Below are 25,254 nucleotides of genomic sequence, written 5' to 3'. Positions count from 1 at the left end.
ATGTGGCCTTCTTGCAATCAAAAACGGCATTTTTAAAACATCATTCTGTCAAAAAACAATGAAGAGACGCTGTTATCATCCCTGTGACAATTTTATGTCACTCCTCCACCTCACGTCTCTTCTATCGATCCGAAACAAATCCACCAATTCCTGATACAAAATGTCTACCTATTGAGGTTCCCTGTCTTCAGCCTCAATATCCGTTTTCCACGAAGCCACCAGCAGCTTCTGCACGTGCACTACCACCGGCCAGGGTTGTCCATGAGCAGCCTGTTCGTTGCGCCGGAGCACCCCTTCAATGTACAATTGCTGCCCTGGCACAAGCCGCTGCAGACAGAAGTCGGCCAGAGCCCCCTCAGCCTGCAGCACATGATGCTCGGTTCGCGTAGTCAACGCGCCGGCTGCGTCATGCGTCCACTCCTCGGTGACCAACTGCATTCGGCAGACCGGAAGGCCCTTCTCCTCGGACATCCGCTCAGGCAGTACTGCCAGACGCCCCAGCAAAATTACCTGATTGACTGTTCGTTGCAGATGCTCCTGCCCCATCACCGTATTCCTCCACCGAACCACAGGGCAAAGGTCCGGTTTATGACGCCATATTGCGCCTGTAATATACTGTCTGATATCATTGAATTCTGTTATTTAAAGAACTTCCGGCTATAGCTTCCGAAATTCCAAATGGGAGCCCGCTGCCTTACGCGGCATTCCGTATCCAGTGGTATTCTATGGTTGTAAGGCCGTACCCTCAATGGACAAACTCTCACACGAACAACACCGAGCGCTCCACGCCATCCTGAAATGGCTGAATGATCCTGACGCCGCGCCAGTTTTCATCCTGACCGGCAGTGCAGGCACTGGGAAAACAACCTTGCTGCGCTATCTGGTGACGCAGCTTAGCCGGCAGCGCATCGGAGTGCAACTGGCGGCGCCTACGGGCCGGGCGGCCCGCCTGCTCTCCGCGCTCGTGCAGCAACCTGCACGCACCCTCCACAGCCTCATCTATGTGCTGGATCGCGCCCAGCTGCTCACTCCAGCCTCGGGGTCGAGCGACGCCCCGCCTGCGGATCCCCTGGGCCTGCGCCTGCACTTTCAACTGCGCGCTGCCAACCCAGATGTTCGCCTGATCGTGGTGGACGAAGCATCCATGGTGGGCGACATCGCAGGTGCCTCCGAGCTGTACCGTTTTGGATCAGGGCGGTTGCTCTATGATCTGCTGTGCTACACCCGGTTGGTTCCGCGGCGGCAGGACCCTGCTATTCGCCTGCTCTTTGTGGGCGATCCGGCCCAATTGCCACCGGTCGGCCAGTCTTTCTCGCCCGCCCTTTCGCCGCGCTACCTGCGCCGCCGGTTTGCCCTGGAAGCACAAACGGCGCATTTGCGGACGGTGTACCGCCAGCAGGCCGGACACCCTATTCTTGACATAGCGACGCAGCTTCGTGATGCACTGGTCGCACGGCGCTTTAACACCTTCCAGATTCCCGCGCACCCGCCGAGCATTCGATCGATCTCTCTGGCCGAAGCCCTTGAGGCCGTTGCTCAGAGCTATCGCCAGCAGGAAACCGTGGTTTTGCTGTGCCGCACCAACGCGCTGGCTCATAAGCTCAACGCAGCCATTCGCCAGCACCTATGGGGCCGGGACCACCTGCCACTGCAGGTAGGCGATCTGTTGCTTGTCAACCGCAACGCACCATCTTACAACCTTTTTAACGGGGATCTAATGCGCGTCGTGGAGGTGGCGTCCCGGGTAGAGCACCGCCGCATTGGCCGCCGGGGGCGCCCGGCTGTAGACCTGTACTTTCGCGACGTCGTGCTGGTCCCTCATGATGCGAATCCCTCATCATCCCGCATCCCGTGCAAAATACTTGAAAACCTGCTGGAAAGCCCGGACGGGCAGCTTTCGCCTGACCTGATCCAGGCCCTGCTGATCGACTTCCAGCAGCGCCATCCGGATCTGCGCCCCCGAACGCAAGCCTACTGGCTTGAATTGCTTCGGGATCCCTACTTTAATGCGCTGCACGTCCGCTATGGCTATGCGCTCACCGTGCACAAAGCGCAGGGTGGCGAATGGCACCGGGCGGTTGTCCTCTTTGAAGACTGGCCGCAATATCGACATGCTGAATTCTTTCGGTGGGCTTATACGGCCGTCACCCGAGCCCAGGAGGAATTATGGGTGGTTGGCGCGCCCCGGTTCGATGCTTACACGCAGCTGCAGTGGGTGCCCACTGCAGCCAGCCCCATGCCTGCTGAAGAGGTCACTCTGGCTACGGATCAGGCCATCACTTTTGCGCTTCCCGTACTTCAGGAATACCACCAGCGCCTTCAGCAAGCCCTGACACAGACAGGAATTCAGATCGGTCAGGTTGAACCCCTGCCCTACAGTGTACGGTATTACCTGCACCAGGGCGACCGAACCGCCCGCGTCCAGTATTACCACCGGGCCAATGGAACCGTCAGCCAGATCGTTACCTTAGGAGGCGATGACGATCCGGCACTGGCCCGGCAGGCGCTGGCGATTTTTCGGCAGGTGCTCCTTGCGCCTGACCCTACCGATTCGGAAGCCCTGCCCGCAGATCCGTTCCTCCAGGCGTTCCTGGAACGCGCCCGGCAATGCCTTGAGGGGACCGGTATTCAGCTCCTGCGCTGGGAGCAGTTGCCCTATGCCTTGCGCCTTCACTTTCGCCAGGAAGCCGAACAGGTAACCATCGATTTTTACTACAATCGCCGACAGGAATGGACTACCGCCCGGCCGGTGGGCCGCCTGACTGCTCCTGCGCTGTTTGAGCGCATACGGACGCTACTCCAGCCTGATATATGAAGAGGTATGGAGACAATCTTTATCGAACGATTAGGAATGCTCTTGCTCGGAGATTTTCCTCCGGGTACGAAAGAGTTTCTAGAGCTTCCTCATGATCAATACGAACAGGCCCGGTCTTTTGTCGAGCAACATCGCCCGCTGGTACAACAGGATGATCTGTTCGCCCGGCAGTGGGGCTGGAAGTTATACCATCGGTTGAAGCAGTGCGTCTCAGAGATCAGAGCCCGAAGGAGAGCATTCGATCGATTACCGAATCGTCTGGCACGCCAGATTGCAGAGGTATTCGAAGAGTACGAACAACTTCACCGGTTGCACCGGGCTGATCTGCTACAGAGCCTTATGCTGCTTCAGGCGTGCCAGCTCTATGTGCCGTGGAAGCGGGCACTGCAGTTTTTCTACCGTGTAAAGGCGTTCGATACACTACGCCCCGAGGATCGAAAGCCATACATAAGGGCGAGTCGAGTTTTTCCGTCGCTGGAGCTCCGGCTCGTACGATACGTTGCCAAAACGCTGGCCAAATTGCCGCCCAGAGCTTTACCACCTGTCTTGGTTCAATGGGCACTGGTCCACCTTCAGGAAACACTGCCCCGCCTGCCTGAGGAAGAGCTATGGCCAAGGTATCACTTGGCCTGTATCTGGTTACGCCAAGGCCGAACTGCCGAGGCGCGTCCCCTCCTGGCACCGGTGCTGCGAGCCCATCGAAAGAAAAGCTGGATCTGGGAGAAAGTTGCGCAATCTAACCTTCCGGATCGTCCGTTGCATGCCCTGACAGCGTGGACTCAGGCGCTGCGCTGCGCGCGCCACGAACATCCGGTAGTGCGTTTTCGGCTGCATGTGACCCTGGCCCGTTTACTGGCCCAGCAGAAACGCTACGATGAAGCTGCCTCTCAACTCCAGGCCGCCCGAATGCTGGAGGGCGACGTGCGGCATCCCGGTTCTGTGTATGCGCAATTGGTAGAAAGCAGCTGGTTTCAGGAACGCGCTGAGCACAGCAACTTGCCTGGCGAACCATCGCTCCAAATCGATCCTGATGTGCTTCTTTCAGAACATCTATCCGTGCAGGAGAGCCTGGGTATCGTTGTACATCATGATTTAAAGAGACACCGTACCTTCATACGCCTCACGCCAACGCGCACGTGCACCGCTTCCCATGAGGCCTTCCCTCAGGTTGTCGAGCTGGCGCTGGGCACACCTGTGTGGTTAAAGAGACAGGGACGTCGCGTGCTGGCCCTGGAAGTTCGGTCCGAAGAGCAGCTGCCGGAGCTGGTCCGATCGTTTCAGGGACGCTATCAGCCGGTCAAAGGGAAAGGATTTGCGTTTGTCAGGATGGAAACCGGGGAGAGGATTTTCATTCCTCCTGCGATAGCAGGACAGCTGAAGCTACGTTCAGGCGCTCGGGTTCAGGGCATTGCCGAACGCACGATGGATCTCAAGAAGCGACGTCTGAGCTGGTCAGCGCTCACAGTGGAACCCCTGTCCTGAGGTAAATTTCGGCCTTTTTCTCAGGTGCCTTATGCTGAGGGCTAACGTCCCGGCAGCATTTTAAACGCGCAGGCTCTGGACGCGAAACATCCGCGGCCGCCGCTGCTTCTTGTCCCAGTCAGCCACCTCTACCCGAAGGCGCTGCCCGATCTGTAAGTTCTGCGGGCGGGCGCCACCACAGGGGAACGTTTCATTTTCCAGGCCCTGTACGAATACCCGTATCAGAAAAGGCGCCCGGGTATTATCGACAACTTCAGCCAGGATATCCCTAGAGCGCGGGCCGATCTGCTCCTTCCAGGCGATGAGTTCGGCGGTAGCAGGCTGTGCCGTGGCGGCCGCTTCCTCAGGAGCAGGTTGGTGCGATCCGGGCCAGCGCAGCTCTACCCAACCGAACGGTAGGACTGGCGGCACCCCGCCTTCCTGCGGAGTCAGACGACGGGATCGGGGAAAAGTAGTGACAGATGAGCTATTATTACCTGATAATCCAAAGCGCAGAGCCAGCAGTTCCCCAAGTGCTTCCTCCCACGCCAGCTCATCTCGCAGCGCCAGAAACACGGTCAGGGCGGCAAACCCACTGCCCCAGCCCAGGCGGAGCGTGTCGTTAGGCAGCTGGCGGTAGAAGCGCACGAGCTGCCGGGCCAGGATGCGGGTCTCGCCGCACTCGGCCTGTTCACACCAGCGAATTTCGAAGGCGCGTAGTGCCTGGCTGAAGTTCTGGACGGCCGTCCGCACTCGCTCCAACAGTCGCCGTTCCAGCGCTTCGGACGCCAGGGCATGCGTTTCTTCCAGCGAAAACCCGTAGAGCCGGGTAAAACGCTCGGGAAGCCCAATCCAGATGTGCTCGCCCACGCCCTGGCGTTTTTGCTGGTAGTACGCCCAGGCGGCTTGCAGGAACGACACCTCGAAGCCGATACGCGTTTCCAGGAGCACCCCCGGGCCCAACGCTTCCACCGGTGGCGCCTGGGGCTGAGGTCTGGATCCGGGCAGATAGAGCGCCACGTTCAGCACCACGCCCTTTTCGGCCGAAACCGGCGTCGAGTCGCTGACCATCAGAAACTTCAACAGGTCGTACTGGGCGTCCCCCCAGCGCACTCTGTCGTTTTCCCGCTTAACGCCACAGAAGAAGACTTCCTGTTCGAGCCACCGAGCAAAAAAACTGGGTAGCGTTCCCCCCTTCTCTTTTAATGTCTGCAATTCTTCATTAAAGCGCCGGTGCCAGCGGTCTATAGTGGCCTCGTCGGCTTCGGTCAGGACCTGATAGAGCAGGCAGGTGCGCAGGGCACCTTTTACCGAAGAGCCCGGAAGGTAGAGCTGTCCGTTGGGTTGCTTGAGCTGTTCCCGAATAAGCTGTCGAAAATGTCGGTGCGGAGTGGGCATTCGGTAGTGGGCCACCTCGGGCAGTCGTGCCAGCAGCCGCTGGTTCAGATCGGGCCGGCCCAAAACACGCCGCAAAAAAGTCTGGAACGTAAGCGACTGGCGGATGCGCGATTGCTCTTGGTTGCCACGTGCCTGCTTGAGCCGGTCAGCTTCTCCAGTGATCCAGTCAGCCAGTTGGTCGAGCGCTGCGTCACCGGCTTCATCAAGCAGGAAGGCTGCCAACCGGTCGGGGTGCAGTCGCCACAAATAGCCGTCGTGGATCAGGTATTCAAAAGTTTCCAGTTTCCGACCACTACCAATGTGCACCGGAGAGTGGGTTACAAGCTTCAGTGTAATGGGCATGGCAGCCTTGCGGTTGCTACGATCTCGAGATACACGCTGGTACATCCAACGCCAGACCACTGTGGCGCACCCGAACGGATCCTACTGTCAGCACTTCATGCACCGTGCCGCACAGCGGATGACCCGGATCGGGTACCACGGTTCCTTCGGCCAGCATATACAGGGGGCGTTTTCGGTAGGCTCTACCTGGTAGCCGATGGGCCCCGGCATAGCCCTGCCGCCGCTCCAGACGGTACCAGGTCTGCTCCGGATGGCGCCGCAGGTGAGCCAGCTCATCGGTTCTCGGGCTATAGAGCGACAGCAGCACACGATGGGTGGGGCGGGCCGGCACTTTGAGCGTCATCGTACTGCGTTGCCAGTCGAAATGGCCTTTCCCTACCGAGCTATCACCGCCCCAGCCCGTATGGTGCAAGTAGCGTATGGCTGGTAGGAGGCGCTCAACCTCACCGGTACACAGGAAAAACAGACCCTGCCGGCGTCCCAGATAAAACTCCCGGCTGTAAAAGAGCTGGCCGGAGTCATTTTCTTGGCGGGTGGTGCCAGTCAGACGGTCGATCGACGTATGCAGGTTGTCCTGAACGGCTACTCGGGGCCAGGGGCCTCTGTACGCCTGCAGGGCGCGGCGCAAGCCGGCTTCGTCCAGTTCACCCTGCAGCACCGCTTCAAAAAGAGCCTGCGGGATCCATTGAATCGATTTGGTTTTCTTTCCCTGCTGCATCTGGTCGAAGAGTGTGCGTGGGTCAGTCGTAGCTGAATCGGGCAGAGATGGTGGCGGTAGAGTTGGTCGGGGAAAAAAGTGATGAATGACCGATGCGCCTGCGGGTGTGGTCTCCTGGACAAACGGAAAAGCTGACGAAAGTCGAACGGGGGGCTGGCCGGCCGCGCAAGCTTCGATGAAGGCGTCGGCTTCTCGATCTCCTGCTACCACGCGCAGGGCAACCATCAGCAATCCCCAGAGCGTATCAGACCGTAGTGGCGTCCGGTATGACGCACGCGGATGCAGATAAATTACCTGAAGCGTCATCCCTGTGTCGGGGCAAATTTCTCTTTCAGTTGTGCGATGCGTTGGGCATTGAAGTCAGAGGGACGCAGTGGAAATTCCTTCAGCTCCTCGTGAGGACGGCTGGCCTGTCGGTAGGCGTCGCTGCCAGTGCGGTAATCCTCCAGGGTAACCACGAGTGGTTCGGCCAGCCGGAAGGCGACCTGTCCATAGCCCCGCGTGCCACTCCTCCCCAGCCAGGAATGCTCCAGCAGCCGTAATCCCTCCAAGACGTAGGGGAAGAAATCTAGGTCTTTCAGCTCATACACGCTGAAAATGAACTCCACATTGAATGTCGAACCACGCACCACGCGCTCAGAAAAACGTGGATTGGCTGCTGACGTGAGTCGATCGACGCTGTTTTCTGCTTTGAGCTCGGTATAGAGTAACTCTGTTTCCATTTCCTCCCATCGCTTCCGGGTCTCCTCGTCGGGAAAGGCATCCCGCACGATCAGGCGTGAGGGGCCAATGCTACGCGTTTCAGCTGAGGAGCCAAAGACCCGCTGGAGGGGACAGTCAGGATCGAATGTTTTGTAGTTCGGATCCTGGTCTGCCTTGCCCAGCGCAAAAGCCAGCAACGCTCGCATTTTACCCTTGAGCGAAGAACCGGGCACGTAGGGCTCGTTCGTTACCGGATCGCGAATGACGGGCTGATCGACCCCTCCAATTTCAAATTTCTCTTTCGAGCCGCCGATGTGCAGCCCGGTCAGGCATTCCATTTTGCCTTTCAGAATGATATTTCCCAGAAAACTGGCCATGGTATATTCCTGGTTTAGTTATCCTTGTCCCCGTAGTATTTGTGATAAGCAACCACGGCTTCAATCAGGTCAAAGAAGTTGCGCAATGCCTCCCCGAAATCCTTAGAGGCCAGCACGGCATTAATTGCCTTCCGAAAGGCCTCGCTCATTTCACGTACCTCCCTCTGGCGGCCGGCAGCATAGGCCAGTCGAGGTTTGAGCATGACCAGATCGCGGCGGAGCTTCTGGAAGTCCTGATCGTGGCGCCAGCGCGTTCGCATCCGGTTTATATGAGCAAAGACGTTGCGCAACTGGGCTGTTTTGATATTCTTAAAAGCTTTTCCCATCTGGTCGGCTATCCGATCGATCTCTTCGGGCTTGCACCGAGCCAGATCGTCCGGAATAGAGAATTTGCTCATGGTAGTATTGCGGATTGTTGCACGGGTTCAGTCGCGTTGTTTTCGGGTTTTCAGGAGTACGTACGCGGCTGGAATGACAAACGTACGGAACCACTCGCTGCGGTCTGGACGCTCCAGCAAAAAGCAGCGGGCGAGCTGGACTAGCGGTTGGTTGGGATGGTCGGAAGGCGTGTGCAGCAGGGCTTCATGCACTCCACGTCGGGCAAAGGCATAGTGCAACAGGTGATTGAGTCGGGCCAGCGCCTTCAGGTCGATGCAGCCTTTCTGGCGGTCGAGTACTTCATAGCTGTAGCGTAGCAGAGTGTGCAGGAAAGTCCGGGGAATGCGCTGATTGTCGGGCAACTGGTCATCCTGTACGGATCGGAGCAGCGACTCGGCTAGCTCGTCCAGAAGGAAGGGTAGTTGACTCCACTCTACTGGTGTACTGAATAACGCGATGCGGTTTTTGCCGGCATTTTTGGCATGCTCTTCTTCTTCACCGGCTGTTTCGGCCGCCACAGTGATGGGAAAGTGTTCTTTATGGATGGACAGACCGGCCGAAACGGTTACGGACGGATTATTGCCGCTGTAGGCGCACAGTTTTGCCTGCACGCTTCGAGCGAAGCGCAGCACGCGCACCCAAGAGCCCACGGCAAACAGATCGTCGCCTCCAGCATAGACCAAGTAGATATCGTATCCTTCGGCCAGGCGGTTAATGTGGCCCCCAAAGAAGCGGTCCAGCTCCCGGGAGAGCGCAGCGGTTCGATGCAGGGTAAAGGGAAGCTCACTGAACGCATCGCGCAATCCCACTACAAAAAGCGCTCCCAGGTTGTCCACATCCATGCGCAGGAAGCCCAACATCGGATAGTTTTCGCTATCCATCCGAGCCAGCTCCTCAAAGGTGCACGGCCGCTGGCCGGAGCCAGCAATCGTCATGGGGATGTAGGTGCCAGCTGGCATGAAACGACAGCCGGTTCGGGGAGCCTCGACCACTGGAATGCGAGGTGAGCGCAGGTTGAAGAGGGTCACGCGACGATCGCCCAGGCCGGTGAGCACCCGATCCAGACAATCGTCTGCCACAAACCACCAGGTCACCTTGAAACCTGGAAGTTCGAGCACGGCGCGGACGTGCTCCCGCTCGGCAGGCTGCTCGGCGCCGGGCACTTCGATCAGGTATCGGGTAAAGGGCAGGGCTCGGCCAATGCGATCCAGTTTACCTACCGAGGGATCTTCAGAGTCGGAGCCCTCAAGGAGGGTGTCGAGAATGGCCCATCCTTTTCGGAGTTTGGCCCGCTGCAGCTTTTCTTCAAGCTGTTGCAGAACGGCAGTGGGTTGGCCTTCTACGTCAGCGGCAGAAGCGGCGACCGAGGCCATGACCAGCTGAATAGCTCCACCCAGTTCTCGGAAGAGTGCTTCGTTAATGCGTCGGTCTTCCTGTTCCAGCTGCTGTAATAGATGGGCAGTATTGGGCGCTATCATCAGAAAATGTCCGCCGCTGCAGAACAGTACGCAGCCATCAGGGAGCTGAAGTTGGCGTTGCAGATAGCGAACGATGGTACGTCCTAATAGCGTGACAAAGAAGGAGCGTCCCCGGAGCAGTTGCGCTGGATTTTCGGTTTCATCGCCGCGCAGTTCCCGATAGATAAAGGACTGGATACCCGAAACGTCCCCCTTGATCAGCCGTACGGAGGGTTCCTGTCCGGCCTTCGTCCGGCATAGCTGCAGCGCAGCCGTGATGCGGGCAAAGTCGAACAGCGAAATGGCCCGAGCTCCTTCGAACGGAGCCGGCACATAGGCCGTGTATTTCTCCAGCAGGGTATAGAGGGTCTCTGCGGCGGCTTCGACGTCCTGCAGTGACTGTAGAACCTGTTGCGCTTCGTGCTGCAGCTCCTGCCAGAGTTTACGGCAGGCGGCGGGCCCGTCGGTCACCTGTTCACTCGGCACTGGGTATACCACACCGTCGACCATCGAACAGGGGCGATAGACGTGGGTTGCATTGGGACAGGGGCGTCCGGGCAGACGCAGAAATTGAAGGGGCGATTCCAGCCAGGTGGTGGGGCGTTGGAAGGGCAGCTGGTGGGCGGCTTGATGTGCAGCTGCTTGCAGGCGGGGGGCCAGGGGCTGAAAGGCCGGGCAGGCCGTGAGCACCCCATCCACTAATGGTATCCCACGGGGGTTCGTTTCTTCACCCAGGGCCTTCAGCAGGCCTGCTATGTAGAGCAGGGTCCCAAGATACTGCACATATGCCTGTTCCATGCGGGTAAAGAGATCTGTTCGCTTGAGCTTCTACTGAATCGCTCCGCCTTTCCTCACTGCCTTCATGAAAGTTGTGGATGCGTATGCTGTAAACACAAGGGATTTCACCCTGATATTTTGTAGGATGGCTGTCCCTGCGAGTCCAGGTCAATCCATTCCAGAACTGGTGCAAAATGGGCCACCAGTTCAGCGCGTGAAATGGGCACGCCGTCGGCCAGTCCAGCAAAGGCCCGGTACTTATCGGTGATGACGGCCAACTGGTTGGCTACCGTTTTGGGGCTGCGGCCCAGCTTTTGCGCCAGTTCTCGGTTGGAAGCGCCAGTGCGGGCCAGCGCGATCAGCAACATGCGTTCGCCAGGTGTAAGCTCGTGCAGCAGAAACCAGGCGCGTTGTCGTCGGACTTCCTCGTCCAGCCAGGCCTCATGGATCCTCATAGCCTCAAAGGGATCTCCGGTTACTGCCAGGCGTGTGGCGGCGGGCGGTAGCGCACTCCAGCGCACAAAGGGAACGGGTACAAGGTGCACTGGATCGTCAGGTTCGGGATGCATGCGACCTGATCTCAGCAGCGGCTCTTCTGAGATCAGGTGCCACAGGTGATCTTCTGCTTCAAACAGAAGCTGCGCTACGGCTGTCCCATAGGCGGCCATTACTTTTCGGCCTCCGGCTATCAGCAGATGAATGACGCGGCGCTGACGTTTGATCTGCAGTACCTCTCGAAAAAGGGTCCGAAACACCTGTCGGGCCTCCTGCTCGGTGCGAATGTCAGTCAGTGCTCTTCCCGTTTCGTCCCGGAAGAGAATCCAGTGCACCTGCAGCCTTCGATACTCGGGCCATTGTGCCAGTTCAGCTTCGAGCCGCTCCAGTGAGCGAGAGAGGGCTGGATAGTGCGGCGCCGTATGAAAAAGAATCAATTCTTCAAACTGCACATGCCGCCCTGCCAGGAGATCTAACGTGAGCGTAACCACCTGAGGTTGCTCGCCCACAGTCGCCATTAAAACAGGCCCCTTACGACTTACAACTGGCATTGGTCAGCAAAGAGAACGCCTGTTTTTGTGTTAAGGAAAGAAGCCTTAATTTTTATGTCAAGATGCCTATGTCTTTTCTCTCTCCCCAAAGAGAGAAGGGAAAGGTGATCTGTGGCGGGATTGGTTCTGGCGTCAGTGCCTGGTAGGATTGCTTGTGTTCAGACCGACCAGAACTTACCCTCCTCTTTCAGGGAAGCTGTCCGAGAGGCTGAGGGTCCTCTTCAGTCAAGCTAAAGCCTGGCATGGACTGTGCTTTTTTGTTAAGTTGTCGCCCAAACCGACCAGATCAGGCGTATGCTGCCGGAGAAACTACCGCTGCCTGCGACGGCGGCCTTTGCCGACGACGTGCTCCCGCTGTTTCTTTCCCGTTGTCGCTCGGATAACACCCGCCGCGCCTATCGAAATGACCTGGAGGACTTCTTTGCCCTTTTCTTTGAAGACGGACGACTCTCCGCAGAAAATGTCCGGCGGGTTACGTTCGCCCACGTCAATCTGTACATCGAACACCTCAAGCGCACCGGCTGCGCGGAAAACACGCTGCGACGTAAAATCTCGGCTATCAGTTCGTTCTTTCGCTGGGCAGAGGCCGTTGAGCTGGTCGAACGCTCGCCGGTAATCCGCCTGCTGGTGCAACTGCCCCGCACCTCCAGGGAACGTCATATTGTAACGCTCTCACGTGAAGAAGCGCGTCGGATGCTGGAGGCAGCCCGGGCGCATCCGCGCACCGGCATTCGTGACGAAGCCCTGGTGCGCATGCTGCTCTACTGCTGGTTGCGCCGCAGTGAGGCTGCCGCGATGGATTTTGAGCATATCCGTAAGGTAGGGACACACTACGTATTGCGATTACCCCATACCAAAAAAGGAACCGAAGAAATTGTCAAGGTACCAGCCCACTGCATGGCAGCGCTGCAACGCCTGGCGGCATTTTACGGTGACGCACGGGGACCGGTATGGCGCAGCTTCTCAAACAATTCGCGAGGACGCAGACTCTCGGCGCAAAGCATTTACAATATTGTGGCGCGGCTGGCGCGTGAGATCGGATTGGATCGGCGTATTGGAGCGCACACGCTACGCCACACGGGTATCACGCTGGCAGTTCAGGGAGGCGCGCCCCTGCACAAGGTGCGAAGTCAGGCCCGCCACGCAGACATCCAGACCACCATGGTCTACGTCCATCAGCAGGACTTTCTCGACGACAACGCCGCTGACTACGTGCACCTCTGAGGGGCAGCCCCAGATCAATCTCAGCGTAGAAGTCGAACCGGTCTGCGGGGCATAGTCACCCGTGGCCGATCTGCTGCACGTGGCCCCCGATCCCCCTGAAACCGAGGCGGTGGCGGCACCGGCCGCCGCCAGGGATCTCCCGGAGGCGGTGGGTCCTGAGAGGAATCCGAATCGTTGTTCTTCCAGATAAAGTGCCACAGTACCGTCCCCACTATCATAGGTGCCAGTGCCAGCAGCACCCCGATGATTTGATAGACCCAATCCATGATTGTTCTACAATCCCATAGAATCGCTTCCTCCCCTACTGTGTTAACAATTATAAAAATTGTGCCGGTGAACGCAAGCCCCTGGTTCAGAAAGTTCCCTGGTTTTGTTTAGAAAAAATGACAGCGATGCGGGAAATCGTTGCCGAACTGGTAACCTGGCAACAGCAGCACTGCTCTGAGCACGGCCCGTTTCTGATCCTGGCCGGCCCTACAGCGGTGGGTAAGACCGATCTGAGCCTGGAGTTGGCCGAACGGCTCGGAGCCGAAATTATCTCAGCCGATAGCCGCCAGATCTATCGGCCGATGACCATTGGTACCGCAAAACCGCCTCCAGAAGCTCTGCAACGCGTGCGGCACCACTTTATTGACGAACTGGACCTGGATGAACCGTTCTCGGCCGGACATTTTGCTTTTGCCGCCTGGGAGCGCATCGCGGACGTGCTGGCCCGTAGACACATTCCGCTGGTGGTGGGAGGTTCCACGCTTTATCTCTACGCTCTGCAATTTGGATTGGCCGAAATCCCTGATGTAGATCTGTCCATCCGTCGATGGTTGAACGAACGGCTTCGCACCGAGGGCCCAGAGGCGCTCTACGCTGAGCTGCAACGTGTCGATCCGCAAGCTGCGGCGCGTCTGGATCCGACCAAAACGCAGCGGGTCATCCGCGCCCTGGAAGTCTACCACGGCACCGGCCGTCCGATCACCTTTTACTACCGCCAACACCGGCCAGCACCGTATGCTTTCCGCACCATTGTGCTGTATCGAGAGCGACCGGTGCTTTATGACCGCATCAACCGTCGCGTGGATCAGATGCTGGAAGCTGGCCTGGTCGAAGAGGTCCGCGCAATCCTGGAAGCAGGGTATCGACCGGATCTGGACGTGCTGCGCACGATTGGCTACCAGGAAGTCATTGCCTATCTACAGGGAGCCTACGACTGGGAAACCATGCGACAGTTGATTCAGCGCAACACGCGCCGCTACGCAAAACGACAGCTTACCTGGTTTCGTCGTTTTGACTTTGAGTGGAGGCGCCTGGATTAGAGCGCTGGCGCAGACGCATACGGATGCGCCGACCACCGGCCTCATAGGCGACCTCATCAGCCAGCTCCTCAATCAAAAAAAGACCGCGCCCATGCGGTCGAAGCAGCATCTCCGGATCGTTCGGGTTATAACGGGGAATGCGATGGCGATCGAATCCCGCACCTTCATCTTCTACGCAAAGTTCAACCGTATCCTTCTGAACCACTACGGTGATATGTACCTGCTTGGTAGGATCCAGACGGTTCCCGTGGCGAATGGCATTGGTGATGGCTTCGCTGGCTACGACAAGCAGACGGTCAATGAGTTCAGGGGCCAGGTGGAGCGTCTGCGCCAACGCTTCGAGTTGAAGCAGCGCCTGTTCCATCTCTTCAAAGCGGCTGGAAATTGTCAGGTGCCGGTGCATATTGCTGCTGATTGCAGGGTAGCCTCCAGTAACCGGGCCAGGTGACCAGCAAGTTGTTGCCGATCATAGCGACTGACCACCGATACCCGTCCCACCGGGAGCCGGCCCGATCGCCAGTCTTCGTAAAGGCGATGTACGGTCTGAACAATAGCGCTCACCTCGTGCGGTGGAGCCAGATAAGCGGCTCCGTACTCAAGTAATATTTCTCGCCCTACACCGTCGGGGATCAGCGCGAGAATGGGTTTGCGCGTTCCAAGATACTCAAACAGTTTGCTGGTGGTAATGCCTGCGGCGCCTGGCTGCTCTCCTACCGTTAGCCAGAGCACGTCGGCTGCTTTGAGCGCTGCTATGGTTTCCTGATGGGAGCAGTAGCCGCGTAGCGTTACAATGTCTTGGAGTCCTAGCTGATCAATAAGTGCGGGCGTGTGGGGAGGGACAAGTCCAACGAACACGGCCTCAATGTAAGGGCGAGCTTCTGGGTACTGTGCAAGCCACTGTGCCAGCGCCCGAAGGAAGGCATCAGGCTGCTGGGCATCATAAAAGACGCCGCTGTAGAGTAAGCGTAGCTTCTGGTCGGATCGCGGTTCGGCCGGGACGTTTTCGAAATCGGCCGGATCGAACCCATGTGGGATGACATGGACAGGTGGCCCGCCAGCGGGTATGCGCTGCTGGAGTGCTCGCTGCAAGTAGGAATTGATCGTAAGAATGCATGCTGCCTGCCGAAATGTCCATTGTTCCAGACGGGCGTGGAGCCTTCGGTGCCAGCGGGTGGGATAGAGCTGCCGGGGATTGTCCAGCCAGTCATCTCGGAAGTCAAGTACCAGCGGGCGGCCACTCCACCGATGTAACAGGGCGCCGACAAGCAGCGAGGTAGCAGGCGGTGCTGAGGCAAAGATAACATCAACGGCATGCTGCTGGAGCAGGTGGCGTCCAGTCCAGACAGCCGGAGGAAGCCATCCGATCTTATTATCTGGAACAAACAGCCAACTGTTGAGGCGATGCCAGCGTTTGCGGACAGACTCAGACGGCAGAGGCACGGGGCGGCGCTTTCGGAACAGGCGGGTTGGGTCCAGTGAGGCGGTGCGGTAAATGCTTACTCCAGCAGCCTCTACCTCGGCCAGCAGCGTTTGATCATATGCGAAGTAGCCGCCTGGCTTGACGGTGAGGACGAGGGGATGCCAGCCATGATGAGGAAGATAGCGAGCAAATTTGGCCACGCGCTGCACGCCGCTGAGTCCCATTGGCGGAAAGTAGTACGCAATAATCAATACGCGGCGCATGATTATAAGACCAGCAGCGTTCTGGAGAGTTGCGTCAGGTTTTCGTGGCCGCCTGCCTGCAGGACAATCAGGTCTTCCAGGCGAATGCCGAAGCGTCCGGGCAGGTAAATGCCGGGTTCAATGGTAACCACGACGCCCGCGGGGAGTGTCTGCTCGTTGTTGGAGGCAATGCGGGGCCATTCGTGCACCTGTAGACCTACGCCATGCCCCAGACTGTGCGTGAAATACTCGCCCCAGCCGGCTTCTTCAATTACCGAGCGTGCTGCGCGGTCCAGTTCGGCTGCTGTAATACCAGCCCGGGCAATTGCCAGAGCCGCCTCCTGAGCAGTGCGTACGATGTTGTAGACGTCCTTGACAACTTGTGCGGGTGACCCTAGCACGACAGTTCGGGTCATATCGGAGGCGTAGCCGTCTACGTGGCAGCCGAAGTCCAGCAGAATGACGTCGCCCGGTTCGAAAGCTCGGTGCGTGGGACGGGCGTGAGGTAGCGCGCTGTTCGGACCAGAGGCTACAATGGGCTCAAATGCCATGCGCTCGGCACCCATCCGCAAGTGTCGATAGACAATTTCTGCAGCCAGCTCCTGTTCGGTGATGCCTGGCCGAATAAGCGGTAGGATGTCTTCAAAGACGCGCTCGGTGATCGTCTGGGCACGTCGGATAGCCGATAAAGCCGTCTCGTCTTTGATAGCCGTAAGATCACACAGCCAGTTTTCGACGCCGATCCATTCGATGTCTGGAATTAGCGCCTGGTAAGCGTTGAGTTGAGCGCAGGTGAGGTGATCGGCCTGGTAAAGCAGGCGTTGGACGCCGTCCAACAGGCCCTGCTCTACGGCATATCGCATCAGGTCAGGGCTGGCTGTGTGGCGAGGAATGCCCTGCACTTCCTGGGCAGCCTGGGTGGTGTAGCGTCCGTCTGTCAGAAAATGAGCTGCGTCGCGCCGCACCAGCAACAGAGCGTTTGACCCGGTGAAACCACAGGCCCACCGGATGTCGGAGAGCGCTGCGATTACGACAGCATCGGCATTAGCCTGGCTCAGTCGTTCCTGAATGCGTGCAATGCGCTCAGGCGTCATAAATCAGAAGGAGCGCAGCCAGTAGTTAGGAGCTTCCTTGGTGATGTACACGTCGTGCGGATGGCTTTCGCGGACGCCGGCAGGCGTGATGCGCACAAAGCGTGCTTTTTCGTAGAGTTCGTCGATGGTAGCGCACCCGCAGTAGCCCATAGCTGCCCGTAAGCCACCGATCATCTGGTAGACTACCTCACTGAGGCGACCGCTGTAGGGCACACGTCCTTCGATGCCCTCGGGAACCAGTTTAGCCAGGTCGTCCTCGGCATCCTGGAAGTAACGATCTTTACTGCCGGCTGCCATTGCGCCAACGGATCCCATGCCTCGATAGCTCTTGTACTTGCGTCCCTCGTAGATAACTGTCTCGCCGGGACTCTCTTCAACAGCGGCAAATAAGCTACCGATCATTACACTGGAAGCGCCGGCCGCTAAGGCTTTGGGAATGTCACCGGTGTGTTTGATGCCACCGTCTGCGATAATCGGGATGCCGCGCGGACGCGCTTCCGCTGCGCAGATCATGACAGCGGTAAGCTGAGGCACCCCGACGCCTGCGACAACGCGGGTCGTGCAGATAGAGCCGGGCCCGATGCCTACCTTGACAGCGTCGGCGCCGGCAGCGATCAGGTCGCGGGTGCCCTCGGCTGTAGCCACGTTTCCTGCCACAACGTCGAGCTGCTCAAAATGCGTCTTGATCAGCTCGACAGTACGTAGCACCCCTTCAGAGTGGCCATGGGCCGTATCAACCGTGACGAAGTCAACCCCTGCTTCTACCAGGGCAGCTACTCGGTCCAGCACGTCGGCTGTTACCCCGACAGCCGCACCGACCCGAAGCCGTCCATGCTGGTCTTTACAGGCGTTCGGATATTTACGCTTTTTCTCAATATCCTTGAAGGTGATGAGTCCCTTCAGGTAGCCCTGTTCATCGACAACGGGTAGTTTTTCTATTTTATTGGCCTCCAGGATTTGCTCGGCCTCCTCCAGAGTAGTGCCTACCGGTGCCGTGATGAGTCCCTGTGCGGTCATAACCTCCCGCAGTGGGCGCTGGCTGTCTACCTGGAAACGCAGATCTCGATTGGTAACAATGCCGATAAGCTTGCCTTCCTGGTCAACGATGGGGATGCCTCCAATGGAGTAGCGTGCCATCAGGCGGCGGGCGTCGGCGACAGTGTCGTCGGGGTGTAGTGTAATAGGGTCAAGGATCATCCCGCTCTCGGACCGTTTGACGCGGCGCACTTCGGCCGCCTGGCGTTCGATAGTCATGTTTTTGTGCAGAACCCCTACGCCGCCTTCTCGAGCGATGGCAATCGCCATCTCTGCCTCGGTAACTGTATCCATAGCGGCTGACACCAGCGGGATATTGAGGGGAATGTTGCGGGTCAGCCAGGTTCGGGTTGAGACCTCACGGGGCATGACTCCCGAGCGTGCTGGCACCAGCAGCACGTCGTCGTAGGTGAGTCCCTCCCCTACAAATTTCCAGGCAAGACGTTCGAGGATATCAGCGCTTGAGAGCGTTTGCGTTTCCATGGCCCATGGGTAATGGTTTGAACGTTCTGGGAGGTTTTAGCCCGACCAGTCGGTACAGGCGGCGCACTTCACTCTCTGTCAAGCGGCGCCACTTTCCGGGCCGCACTCCTTTGGTAGTCAGACCGGCGTAATGCGTGCGCTTGAGCTGAATGACGTCGTGGCCAATTGCTTCCAGCATGCGACGCACCTGCCGGTTGCGGCCCTCGTAGATCATCAGAGCGATTTCATGAGGGTCGGCTGGGTTGACGGCGACCCGCACGGCCCGGGCTGGTCCATCTTCTAATTGAACGCCTCGGCGTAACTGTTCGGCTTCTTCTGGTCTGACAGGTCGGGCCGTGCGAGCGACGTAGATTTTCTCCACGCGATAGCGTGGGTGCATCAAGCGGTTAGCTAGTTCGCCGTCGTTGGTCAGCAGCAGTACGCCCGTTGTATTTCGGTCCAGGCGGCCTACGGGGAAAAGGCCGCGTTTTTGTTCCGGAGGCAGGTTGATCAGATCAAGGACGGTGCGGCGTCCGCGCTCATCTTCGCAGGTGGTGATGGTGTCATGGGGTTTGTTCATCAGAATGTAAAGCGCCTGGGTTTGCGGTACAACGCGAACGCCGTTTACTTCAACGATGTCGTTGGGTCCAACGCGCATGCCTAGCCGGGCTACCTGGCCGTTGACGCGTACCTGTCCGCTGGCGATTAGCTCGTCAGCCTTTCGCCGGGATGGGCAGACGCCTGCTCGGGCCAGGTAGCGGTTTAGGCGAATGAGCGGGGACTTGTCCGACATCGTCATGCCCCTCCGGTCGTTTGCTTCAGGTGAGGAATTTCTGGAGTGTCGATGTAAACGAAATGCCGGTGCAGGAGGTGCCCGCTGGATTTATGATTACTGGAATTTATGAGGCAGAGTCCTTCTCCTCTGACTCCAGGGGATACAGCAGGCGTAGGTGTTCTCGCTGAATTTCGGGATTTTCCAGCAACTGTTGAAGTTGGGGTAACTCTGGAAGATCTTTCAGGCTGTTCAGGCCAAAGTATTCTAAGAAGCGCTGGGTTGTGCCGTACAGGAGCGGGCGTCCGATTGTATCACTGCGTCCTTTGATTTCAATAAGCTCCAGTTCCTGAAGCCGACGAATGGCGTAGTCAGAGTTGACGCCACGGATGTGGTCGATTTCGGGTTTTGTAATGGGCTGGCGGTAAGCGATGATAGCGAGCGTTTCAAGCAGCGTCTGAGTTAGTTTTGATTCGGGTTGTTTGTAGCATTGCAATAACGGACTTACAGCCGGAACCGTCGCCAGACAATAGCCACCTCCCCACTGATAAATTCGAAAAACGCGCCCTGTCTCCTCATATGTGCGGTTGAGTGACGCAACTGCTTCCTCGACCTCCCTACTCGTTGGTCTGGTACCATAAGCCCGTTCCCACAGGGCAGCCAGTTCCTCTGCGGAAAGCGGCGCATCCGCTACAAACAGCAACGCTTCAATCCCCTGTGCCAGTGATGAGACGCCGTTTTTACTATGCGGCAACATCGGCTTCCTCTACAGAAGGTTCTTCACAGGCCGCTACCAGAAAATCCTCATCCCCATCCAGTAACCGCAGCCACACCTGCCCCTGACGCGCCAGCTCCAGCACCGCCAGAAACGTCGCAATTACAAATCCCCGGGGCCGACCGGCTACCAGCGCGCTAAATGAGCAGGCAGCCCTGTCCCGTAACAGCTCCTGAACATAGCGCATTTGTGCTTCCACGCTGTAGGTCTCCCGCCGCACCGTATGAGCTGGCGGCGCCGCCCACCGCTGCAATACGCGCTGCAACGCACCCAGCAACTCCGGGAATGGTATCGGCGCTAAAGGCGGTGGCCCTACCACCTGCTGCTCGTCCACTCCCCGTGCTGCCTCCCCACGCCGGTAGCATTGCCGCCGATGTTCAGCATGCGCCTCCAGCCGAGCAGCAGCCTCCTTATAGCGCAGGTAGTTAAGCAGTCGCTCAACCAGCTCCTGCCTGGGATCCGCCGCTGCTGGCTCCTCTTCCACTTCCTGCGAAGGGCGAGGAAGCAGCATCTGTGCTTTGATATGGAGTAAAACAGCCGCCAGGTACAGAAAATCTCCTACCCCATCCAGGTCCAGCTCCTCCATCAAACGCACATAGGCCAGAAACTCATCGGCGATGCGAGCTACCGGAATGTCATAAATATCCAGCTCATCCCGCCGGATGAAGTATAGCAGAAGGTCCAGCGGACCTTCAAAGACGGGGAGCCGAACGCGGTACATACCTGCTTACGTTACGCGCACCTGGGCCCGAAACCACGCCACCGTACGCTGAAGTCCTTCCTGCAGCGATACACTGGGCTTCCATCCTAGCTCACGGCAGGCCCGTTCATAGCCCAGCACGCTGCGCTGCTGCTCTCCAGGCTTGGCCTCGCCATGCACTTCGGGTACATCCGGATTAATCAGATCCCGAAGCATTCGGAAGAGCTGGTTAACGCTGGTTTCAATGCCCGTGCCAATGTTAAAAACGCCAGAGCCTTCATAACGGAGGGCAGCGAGATTCGCGGCCACCACATCTCCTACGTACACAAAGTCACGCGTTTGCTCTCCTGACCCATAGATCACGGGCTGTTTCCCCTCAAGCATGCGCTGCGTGAAAATGGCAACCACTCCAGCCTCACCGTGTGGATTCTGCCGGGGGCCATATACGTTCGCATAGCGAAGCGCAACGTATGGGATGCCATACTGCTGCTGGTAAAAGTACAGGTATTTCTCCGAGGCCAGCTTGGTAATACCATAGGGCGAGAGAGGACGCACAGGATGCGTCTCGTCCTGCGGCACATAGTCAGGCTCTCCGTAGATCGCCCCACCTGTTGAAGCAAAGATTACCTTTTGCAGACCATATCGCCGCCCTGCCTCCATCAAGTTGAGCAATCCCATCACGTTGACATCAGCATCGAATTTAGGATCCGCCACAGAGCGCCGCACGTCCATCTGAGCAGCATGATGAATCAGAATGGCAAAACGCTCACGCGCGAAGAGTTCGGTCACCGCAGCATCACGCACATCCATGCGATGAACAATTGCCCCCCGGGGCACATTCTCCTCTCGCCCCGACGAAAAATCATCTAGGATATGCACTTCATATCCCGCGTCAAGAAGCGCATCGGCTACGTGTGACCCGATAAAGCCTGCACCTCCAGTAACGAGTGCTTTTTGCATTGCAATAACGGATTTAATGGCAAATCCTTGTTCAAAACTACAAAATTATCACCGCCAGCGGAAGCCTTCCCCAGACCTTCACTCCGGCAATAACACCACTTTTGAATAGGACTGGCCGGCAAACAACGCGCGCGCCACCTCCTGCACTTCCTCAGCGGTCACCTGATCCACCTCCTGAAGCGCCTCATCCAGGCTGTAGTATCGTCCAAAGTACAGTTCCTGGCGTCCCAGTCGCATCATCCGATTGCTCATGTTCTCCTGTCCCAGCATCAACGTTCCCTTCACCTGATTTTTAGCATGCGTCAGCACGCGCCGCCCTACCGGCTTTTGTACCAGCTTGTCCAGCTCGCGCCGAATCAGTTGCTCGGCCCGCGCTACTCGCCGTGGATCTGTTCCCATATATACCCCCCAGTCTCCAACATCGGAATGCAGATTAACAAACGAGTAAATGTTGTAGCAGTAACCATACCGTTCCCGAATGTTCTGATTCAGCCGGCTCGACATCCCTCCTCCCAGAATTGTGTTAAGCACTGTAAGGGCTGCCCGCTGCGGATGGTGCAAATCGTACCCACGCCCCCCCAGCACCAGATGCGCCTGTTGCACGCTACGGCGCTCCAGACGTTCACCCGGCTGATAAGACGGTACTGGCTGCCGCGTTCGGCGATTTGTAGAATGCCTCACTACCCCCCGTAAAAGTCGCTCCGCCAGCGCCACCACCCGTTCATGCGAAAGCCGGCCAGCCGCCGCCAACACCATCCGATCCGGCGTATAATGCCGCTCCATAAAATCCAGCAACATCGCACGCGTGAAGGCCCGAACCGTCTCCGCGCGCCCTACGATAGGTCGCCCCAGCGCATGTCCCGCATAGACAAGCGCTTCAAACAAATCGAAGATGTATTCATCGGGTGTATCTTCATACATCTTCATCTCTTCTAAGATCACTTCCTTCTCCTTCTCAATCTCCCGCTCCGGAAAGCGCGGTCGAAAAGCCAGGTCAATCAACGTGTCTAGCGCACGATCCAGATACTCGTCCAGCACGCGCACGTAGTAGCAGGTGTGTTCTTTGGTCGTAAAGGCATTCAAGTAGCCGCCCACATACTCAATGCGCTGAGCGATCTGGTGAGTGCGACGCCGTTCGGTGCCTTTAAACACCATGTGTTCAATAAAATGCGTAATGCCGGCTTCCTCTTCGGCCTCATCGCGACTCCCTACGTCTACCCAGAGTCCAACGGCAACCGAACGAACCGAGGCAATCGCCTCCGTTACCACGCGCAACCCACAGGGCAAAACGGTCTTCTGGTACGTCGTGGCATCTGTTGCAACTTGCACCGACATCATTGCTTTCCGGATTGATTCAGGACGACACAAAAAAGGCGAGAGCGCGCAGCCCCCGCCTTCTTCCACTACGCTCCCCAGGTGCGTCCATTCTTAACGACGACGTCCACCGCGCCCCCGCTCCGGTCCACGGCGGCGTCCTCCACGGCCTCCGCGGCCATGTCCGGGACCATGCGGCCGCCCGGCCGTCCGCCCATGCGACGGACCGCTTCGCTCTGCCATCTGCGTACGCTCGGGCTCGCCGTTTCTCGCTTCCGGCTCGGGCGGCGGCAGAAAAGCTTTGCGGCTGAGCCGCAACTTGCCGTCCTCTCGGATCTCAATCAGCTTAACCCGAACCTTGTCGCCCACCTTCAGATAGTCATGAATATCCTTGACGTAGCCGTGATCCAGCTCCGAGATGTGAAGCAATCCTTCCTTACCGGGCATAATCTCCACAATAGCCCCGAAGCTCTGGATGCTGCGCACAATGCCCTCATACTCGGCCCCCACTTCAGGCACGGCCACGATCTGCTTGATCATTTCAATGGCGCGCTGCGCATTCTCCTGATTCGTGGCAGCTACCGTGACTACGCCAACGCCATCACGCTCCTCAATCTCAATCGTGGTGTTCGTCTCGCGCTGGATCCCCTGCACAACGCGGCCACCCGGTCCGATGACGGCCCCGATAAATTCCGGATCTATCGTAATCTGCGTCAGCCGTGGTGCATAGGGAGACAGGTCGGGACGCGGCGCCTCAATCGTTTGCTCCATCAGGTCCAGGATGTACATCCGGGCCCGACGCGCCTGCTCCAGTGCCCGTTGCAGAATCTCCCGCGTCAGCCCGCTGATTTTAATATCCATCTGGCAGGCCGTGATGCCGTCACGCGTGCCGGCCACCTTGAAGTCCATGTCGCCCAGGTGGTCTTCCGTGCCAAGAATGTCCGTCAGAATAGCCACCTGGTCTCCTTCTTTAATCAGTCCCATAGCCACACCGGCCACGTGCTTCTTCACAGGCACCCCGGCGTCCATGAGCGCCAGCGAACCAGCGCACACGCTGGCCATCGACGACGATCCGTTCGATTCCAGCACATCCGCATTGACCCGGATCGTGTAGGGGAATGCCGATTCATCCGGCAACACGGCCGCCAGCGCACGCTCAGCTAGATAGCCGTGCCCGATCTCTCGCCGGCCGGGTCCGCGTAGAAAGCGAATCTCCCCTGTGCAGAAGGGCGGAAATTCGTAGTGCAGGAAGAAGCGCTTGTCTCCTGTAACAAAGATCTGGTCAATCAACTGCACATCCTTGCCGGTGCCCAGCGTTACCGAGGCCATTACCTGCGTTTCTCCCCGGGTAAAGATGGCCGACCCATGGACCCGCGGAAGATATCCGACTTCCATCCAGATCGGACGAATCTCTTCCAGGCCCCGGCCATCAATCCGGCGCCCCTCCCGCAGAATCATCTGCCGCATCACCTCACGGGTTACCTGGGAGACCGCCTTTCGGATCTGGTCGGCTGTCCAGCCCTCCGGGGTTGCCTCGCCCAGCACCAGGTTGCCCTGCTCATCCGTTGTACCCAGCAGAGCTGCAACCGTCTCTTCTCCAATCCGCTCCAGTCCTTCATAGAAGGTCTGCTTCTCATAGGGGGCCCGCAGGTGCGCTTCCAATTTCGGAACAGCCAGCGCACGCACCCGCTGAATCAACGCTTCCGGCAGGGTTGTAGCCTGGTAAGCAAAAGGCTCCGGCCGACCGTGTGCTTCCACAAACTCAAGCTGGCCCCGGCAAAGCTTGCGAATGGCCTCATGCGCCACTTCGAGGGCTTCCAGCATATCTTCTTCGCTCACCTCCTTCATCTCGCCCTCGACCATCACGATGGCGTCCTCTTTGCCGGCCACTACCAGGTTCAGATCGCTTTCCTCCAGCTCCTGAAGCGTAGGATTGACAATGAACTGACCGTTTACGCGGCCAATGCGCACTTCGGCAATAGGCCCTTCAAACGGAGCACCTGCCAGCAGCAACGCTGCCGACGCACCGGTGCCCGCCAGCACGTCGGCATCATAGCGATCATCTGCGGAAATCACATAGCAAATGATCTGCACCTCATGGAAGAATCCCTCAGGAAAAAGCGGGCGAATGGCGCGGTCGATCAATCGGGAGGAAAGCACCTCTTTGTCTGTGGGACGCCCTTCTCGTTTGATAAACCCTCCCGGAATCTTGCCACCTGCAGCGAATTTCTCCCGGTACTCTACCGTCAATGGGAAAAAGCTCTGTCCTTCCCGGGGCTCGTCGGCCAGCACAGCCGTGCAGAGCACCATAGTGTCACCCTGACGGACAACAACAGCCCCATTGGCCTGCTTGGCCAGACGCCCCGTCTCTATCCGTAGCGTTTTCCCTGGCGCAAACTCAATCTCGTGAACAGTTGCCTGCGTCATCATAATCTTCTCTACTTGGTTTAGGGCCTGTTGGCCCAATAAGCGCGGCGG

The 25,254-nt window shown here is 58.1% G+C and carries 22 protein-coding genes; 4 read left to right on the top strand and 18 right to left on the bottom strand.

The window, feature by feature from the left end; translation table 11 throughout:
- Nucleotides 1-168: 168 nt before the first annotated feature.
- Nucleotides 169-570: a single-stranded DNA-binding protein gene (locus tag BUA15_RS05645; RefSeq protein WP_245771938.1), complete on the bottom strand. Its 402-nt coding sequence runs from the start codon at nt 568-570 to the stop codon at nt 169-171.
- Between the two features lie 178 nt (nt 571-748).
- On the opposite strand from BUA15_RS05645, the gene BUA15_RS05640 reads away from it, so the two are divergent.
- The gene (locus BUA15_RS05640) at nt 749-2,815 is read left to right on the top strand and encodes an ATP-dependent DNA helicase (protein WP_072715005.1); all 2,067 of its coding nucleotides are present in this window, start codon (nt 749-751) and stop codon (nt 2,813-2,815) included.
- Between the two features lie 6 nt (nt 2,816-2,821).
- Nucleotides 2,822-4,297 (top strand): tetratricopeptide repeat protein, encoded by a 1,476-nt coding sequence (locus BUA15_RS05635; RefSeq protein ID WP_072715004.1) that lies wholly within the window; start codon nt 2,822-2,824, stop codon nt 4,295-4,297.
- A gap of 60 nt (nt 4,298-4,357) precedes the next feature.
- On the opposite strand, the gene csm5 is transcribed toward BUA15_RS05635, so the two are convergent.
- From csm5 to BUA15_RS05605, 6 genes are all read right to left on the bottom strand, one after another.
- The gene (gene csm5 / locus BUA15_RS05630) at nt 4,358-6,016 is read right to left on the bottom strand and encodes a type III-A CRISPR-associated RAMP protein Csm5 (protein WP_072715003.1); all 1,659 of its coding nucleotides are present in this window, start codon (nt 6,014-6,016) and stop codon (nt 4,358-4,360) included.
- 16 nt (nt 6,017-6,032) lie between these two features.
- The gene (gene csm4, locus BUA15_RS05625) at nt 6,033-7,040 is read right to left on the bottom strand and encodes a type III-A CRISPR-associated RAMP protein Csm4 (RefSeq protein ID WP_072715002.1); all 1,008 of its coding nucleotides are present in this window, start codon (nt 7,038-7,040) and stop codon (nt 6,033-6,035) included.
- Nucleotides 7,037-7,813: a type III-A CRISPR-associated RAMP protein Csm3 gene (gene csm3, locus BUA15_RS05620; protein ID WP_072715001.1), complete on the bottom strand. Its 777-nt coding sequence runs from the start codon at nt 7,811-7,813 to the stop codon at nt 7,037-7,039. The genes csm4 and csm3 overlap by 4 nt, the downstream gene beginning before the upstream one ends.
- 14 nt (nt 7,814-7,827) lie before the next feature.
- A complete protein-coding gene (gene csm2 / locus BUA15_RS05615; protein WP_072715000.1) occupies nt 7,828-8,211 on the bottom strand; it encodes a type III-A CRISPR-associated protein Csm2 in 384 nt (127 codons plus the stop codon).
- Between the two features lie 27 nt (nt 8,212-8,238).
- Complete coding sequence (gene cas10 / locus BUA15_RS05610; protein ID WP_072714999.1) at nt 8,239-10,446, bottom strand: type III-A CRISPR-associated protein Cas10/Csm1; 2,208 nt, start codon at nt 10,444-10,446, stop codon at nt 8,239-8,241.
- A 104-nt stretch (nt 10,447-10,550) separates the two neighbouring features.
- Entirely contained in the window at nt 10,551-11,438 is an 888-nt protein-coding gene (locus BUA15_RS05605) for a CRISPR-associated ring nuclease (RefSeq protein ID WP_084660529.1), read from the bottom strand.
- A gap of 327 nt (nt 11,439-11,765) precedes the next feature.
- On the opposite strand from BUA15_RS05605, the gene BUA15_RS05600 reads away from it, so the two are divergent.
- A complete protein-coding gene (locus tag BUA15_RS05600) occupies nt 11,766-12,695 on the top strand; it encodes a tyrosine-type recombinase/integrase (RefSeq protein ID WP_072714997.1) in 930 nt (309 codons plus the stop codon).
- Nucleotides 12,696-12,715: 20 nt separating this feature from the next.
- Here the strand turns inward: BUA15_RS05600 and BUA15_RS05595 are convergent, their stop codons facing one another.
- On the bottom strand, nt 12,716-12,961 hold the full coding sequence (locus tag BUA15_RS05595) for a hypothetical protein (RefSeq protein ID WP_072714996.1): 246 nt from the start codon (nt 12,959-12,961) through the stop codon (nt 12,716-12,718).
- Between the two features lie 126 nt (nt 12,962-13,087).
- On the opposite strand from BUA15_RS05595, the gene miaA reads away from it, so the two are divergent.
- Nucleotides 13,088-14,002 (top strand): tRNA (adenosine(37)-N6)-dimethylallyltransferase MiaA, encoded by a 915-nt coding sequence (gene miaA, locus BUA15_RS05590; RefSeq protein ID WP_245771937.1) that lies wholly within the window; start codon nt 13,088-13,090, stop codon nt 14,000-14,002.
- Here the strand turns inward: miaA and BUA15_RS05585 are convergent.
- The 10 genes from BUA15_RS05585 to pnp all read right to left on the bottom strand — a co-directional run bounded on the left by BUA15_RS05585 (nt 13,956) and on the right by pnp (nt 25,206).
- Nucleotides 13,956-14,405 (bottom strand): ATP-binding protein, encoded by a 450-nt coding sequence (locus tag BUA15_RS05585; RefSeq protein WP_072714995.1) that lies wholly within the window; start codon nt 14,403-14,405, stop codon nt 13,956-13,958. The genes miaA and BUA15_RS05585 overlap by 47 nt on opposite strands.
- Nucleotides 14,390-15,685 (bottom strand): glycosyltransferase family 4 protein, encoded by a 1,296-nt coding sequence (locus tag BUA15_RS05580; protein WP_072714994.1) that lies wholly within the window; start codon nt 15,683-15,685, stop codon nt 14,390-14,392. Before BUA15_RS05580 ends, BUA15_RS05585 begins: the two co-directional genes overlap by 16 nt.
- Nucleotides 15,686-15,687: 2 nt before the next feature.
- Nucleotides 15,688-16,758: a M24 family metallopeptidase gene (locus BUA15_RS05575; RefSeq protein ID WP_072714993.1), complete on the bottom strand. Its 1,071-nt coding sequence runs from the start codon at nt 16,756-16,758 to the stop codon at nt 15,688-15,690.
- 3 nt (nt 16,759-16,761) lie between these two features.
- A complete protein-coding gene (guaB, locus tag BUA15_RS05570) occupies nt 16,762-18,276 on the bottom strand; it encodes an IMP dehydrogenase (RefSeq protein WP_072714992.1) in 1,515 nt (504 codons plus the stop codon).
- On the bottom strand, nt 18,248-19,048 hold the full coding sequence (locus BUA15_RS05565; protein ID WP_245771936.1) for a pseudouridine synthase: 801 nt from the start codon (nt 19,046-19,048) through the stop codon (nt 18,248-18,250). Before BUA15_RS05565 ends, guaB begins: the two co-directional genes overlap by 29 nt.
- 106 nt (nt 19,049-19,154) lie before the next feature.
- Nucleotides 19,155-19,784, bottom strand: a complete 630-nt coding sequence (scpB, locus tag BUA15_RS05560) for an SMC-Scp complex subunit ScpB (protein ID WP_072714990.1) — start codon at nt 19,782-19,784, stop codon at nt 19,155-19,157.
- On the bottom strand, nt 19,771-20,523 hold the full coding sequence (locus BUA15_RS05555; protein ID WP_072714989.1) for a segregation and condensation protein A: 753 nt from the start codon (nt 20,521-20,523) through the stop codon (nt 19,771-19,773). Before BUA15_RS05555 ends, scpB begins: the two co-directional genes overlap by 14 nt.
- A 6-nt stretch (nt 20,524-20,529) precedes the next feature.
- The gene (locus BUA15_RS05550) at nt 20,530-21,462 is read right to left on the bottom strand and encodes an SDR family oxidoreductase (RefSeq protein ID WP_072714988.1); all 933 of its coding nucleotides are present in this window, start codon (nt 21,460-21,462) and stop codon (nt 20,530-20,532) included.
- Between the two features lie 78 nt (nt 21,463-21,540).
- Nucleotides 21,541-22,800, bottom strand: coding sequence for a M16 family metallopeptidase (locus tag BUA15_RS05545; protein WP_245771935.1), 1,260 nt, complete (start codon nt 22,798-22,800; stop codon nt 21,541-21,543).
- Nucleotides 22,801-22,890: 90 nt separating this feature from the next.
- Complete coding sequence (gene pnp / locus BUA15_RS05540; RefSeq protein ID WP_072714987.1) at nt 22,891-25,206, bottom strand: polyribonucleotide nucleotidyltransferase; 2,316 nt, start codon at nt 25,204-25,206, stop codon at nt 22,891-22,893.
- Nucleotides 25,207-25,254 lie beyond the last annotated feature (48 nt).

The organism is Rhodothermus profundi (assembly GCF_900142415.1).
GTDB classification, from domain to species: domain Bacteria; phylum Bacteroidota; class Rhodothermia; order Rhodothermales; family Rhodothermaceae; genus Rhodothermus; species Rhodothermus profundi.
This window is presented reverse-complemented; position numbering and strand designations above follow the sequence as displayed.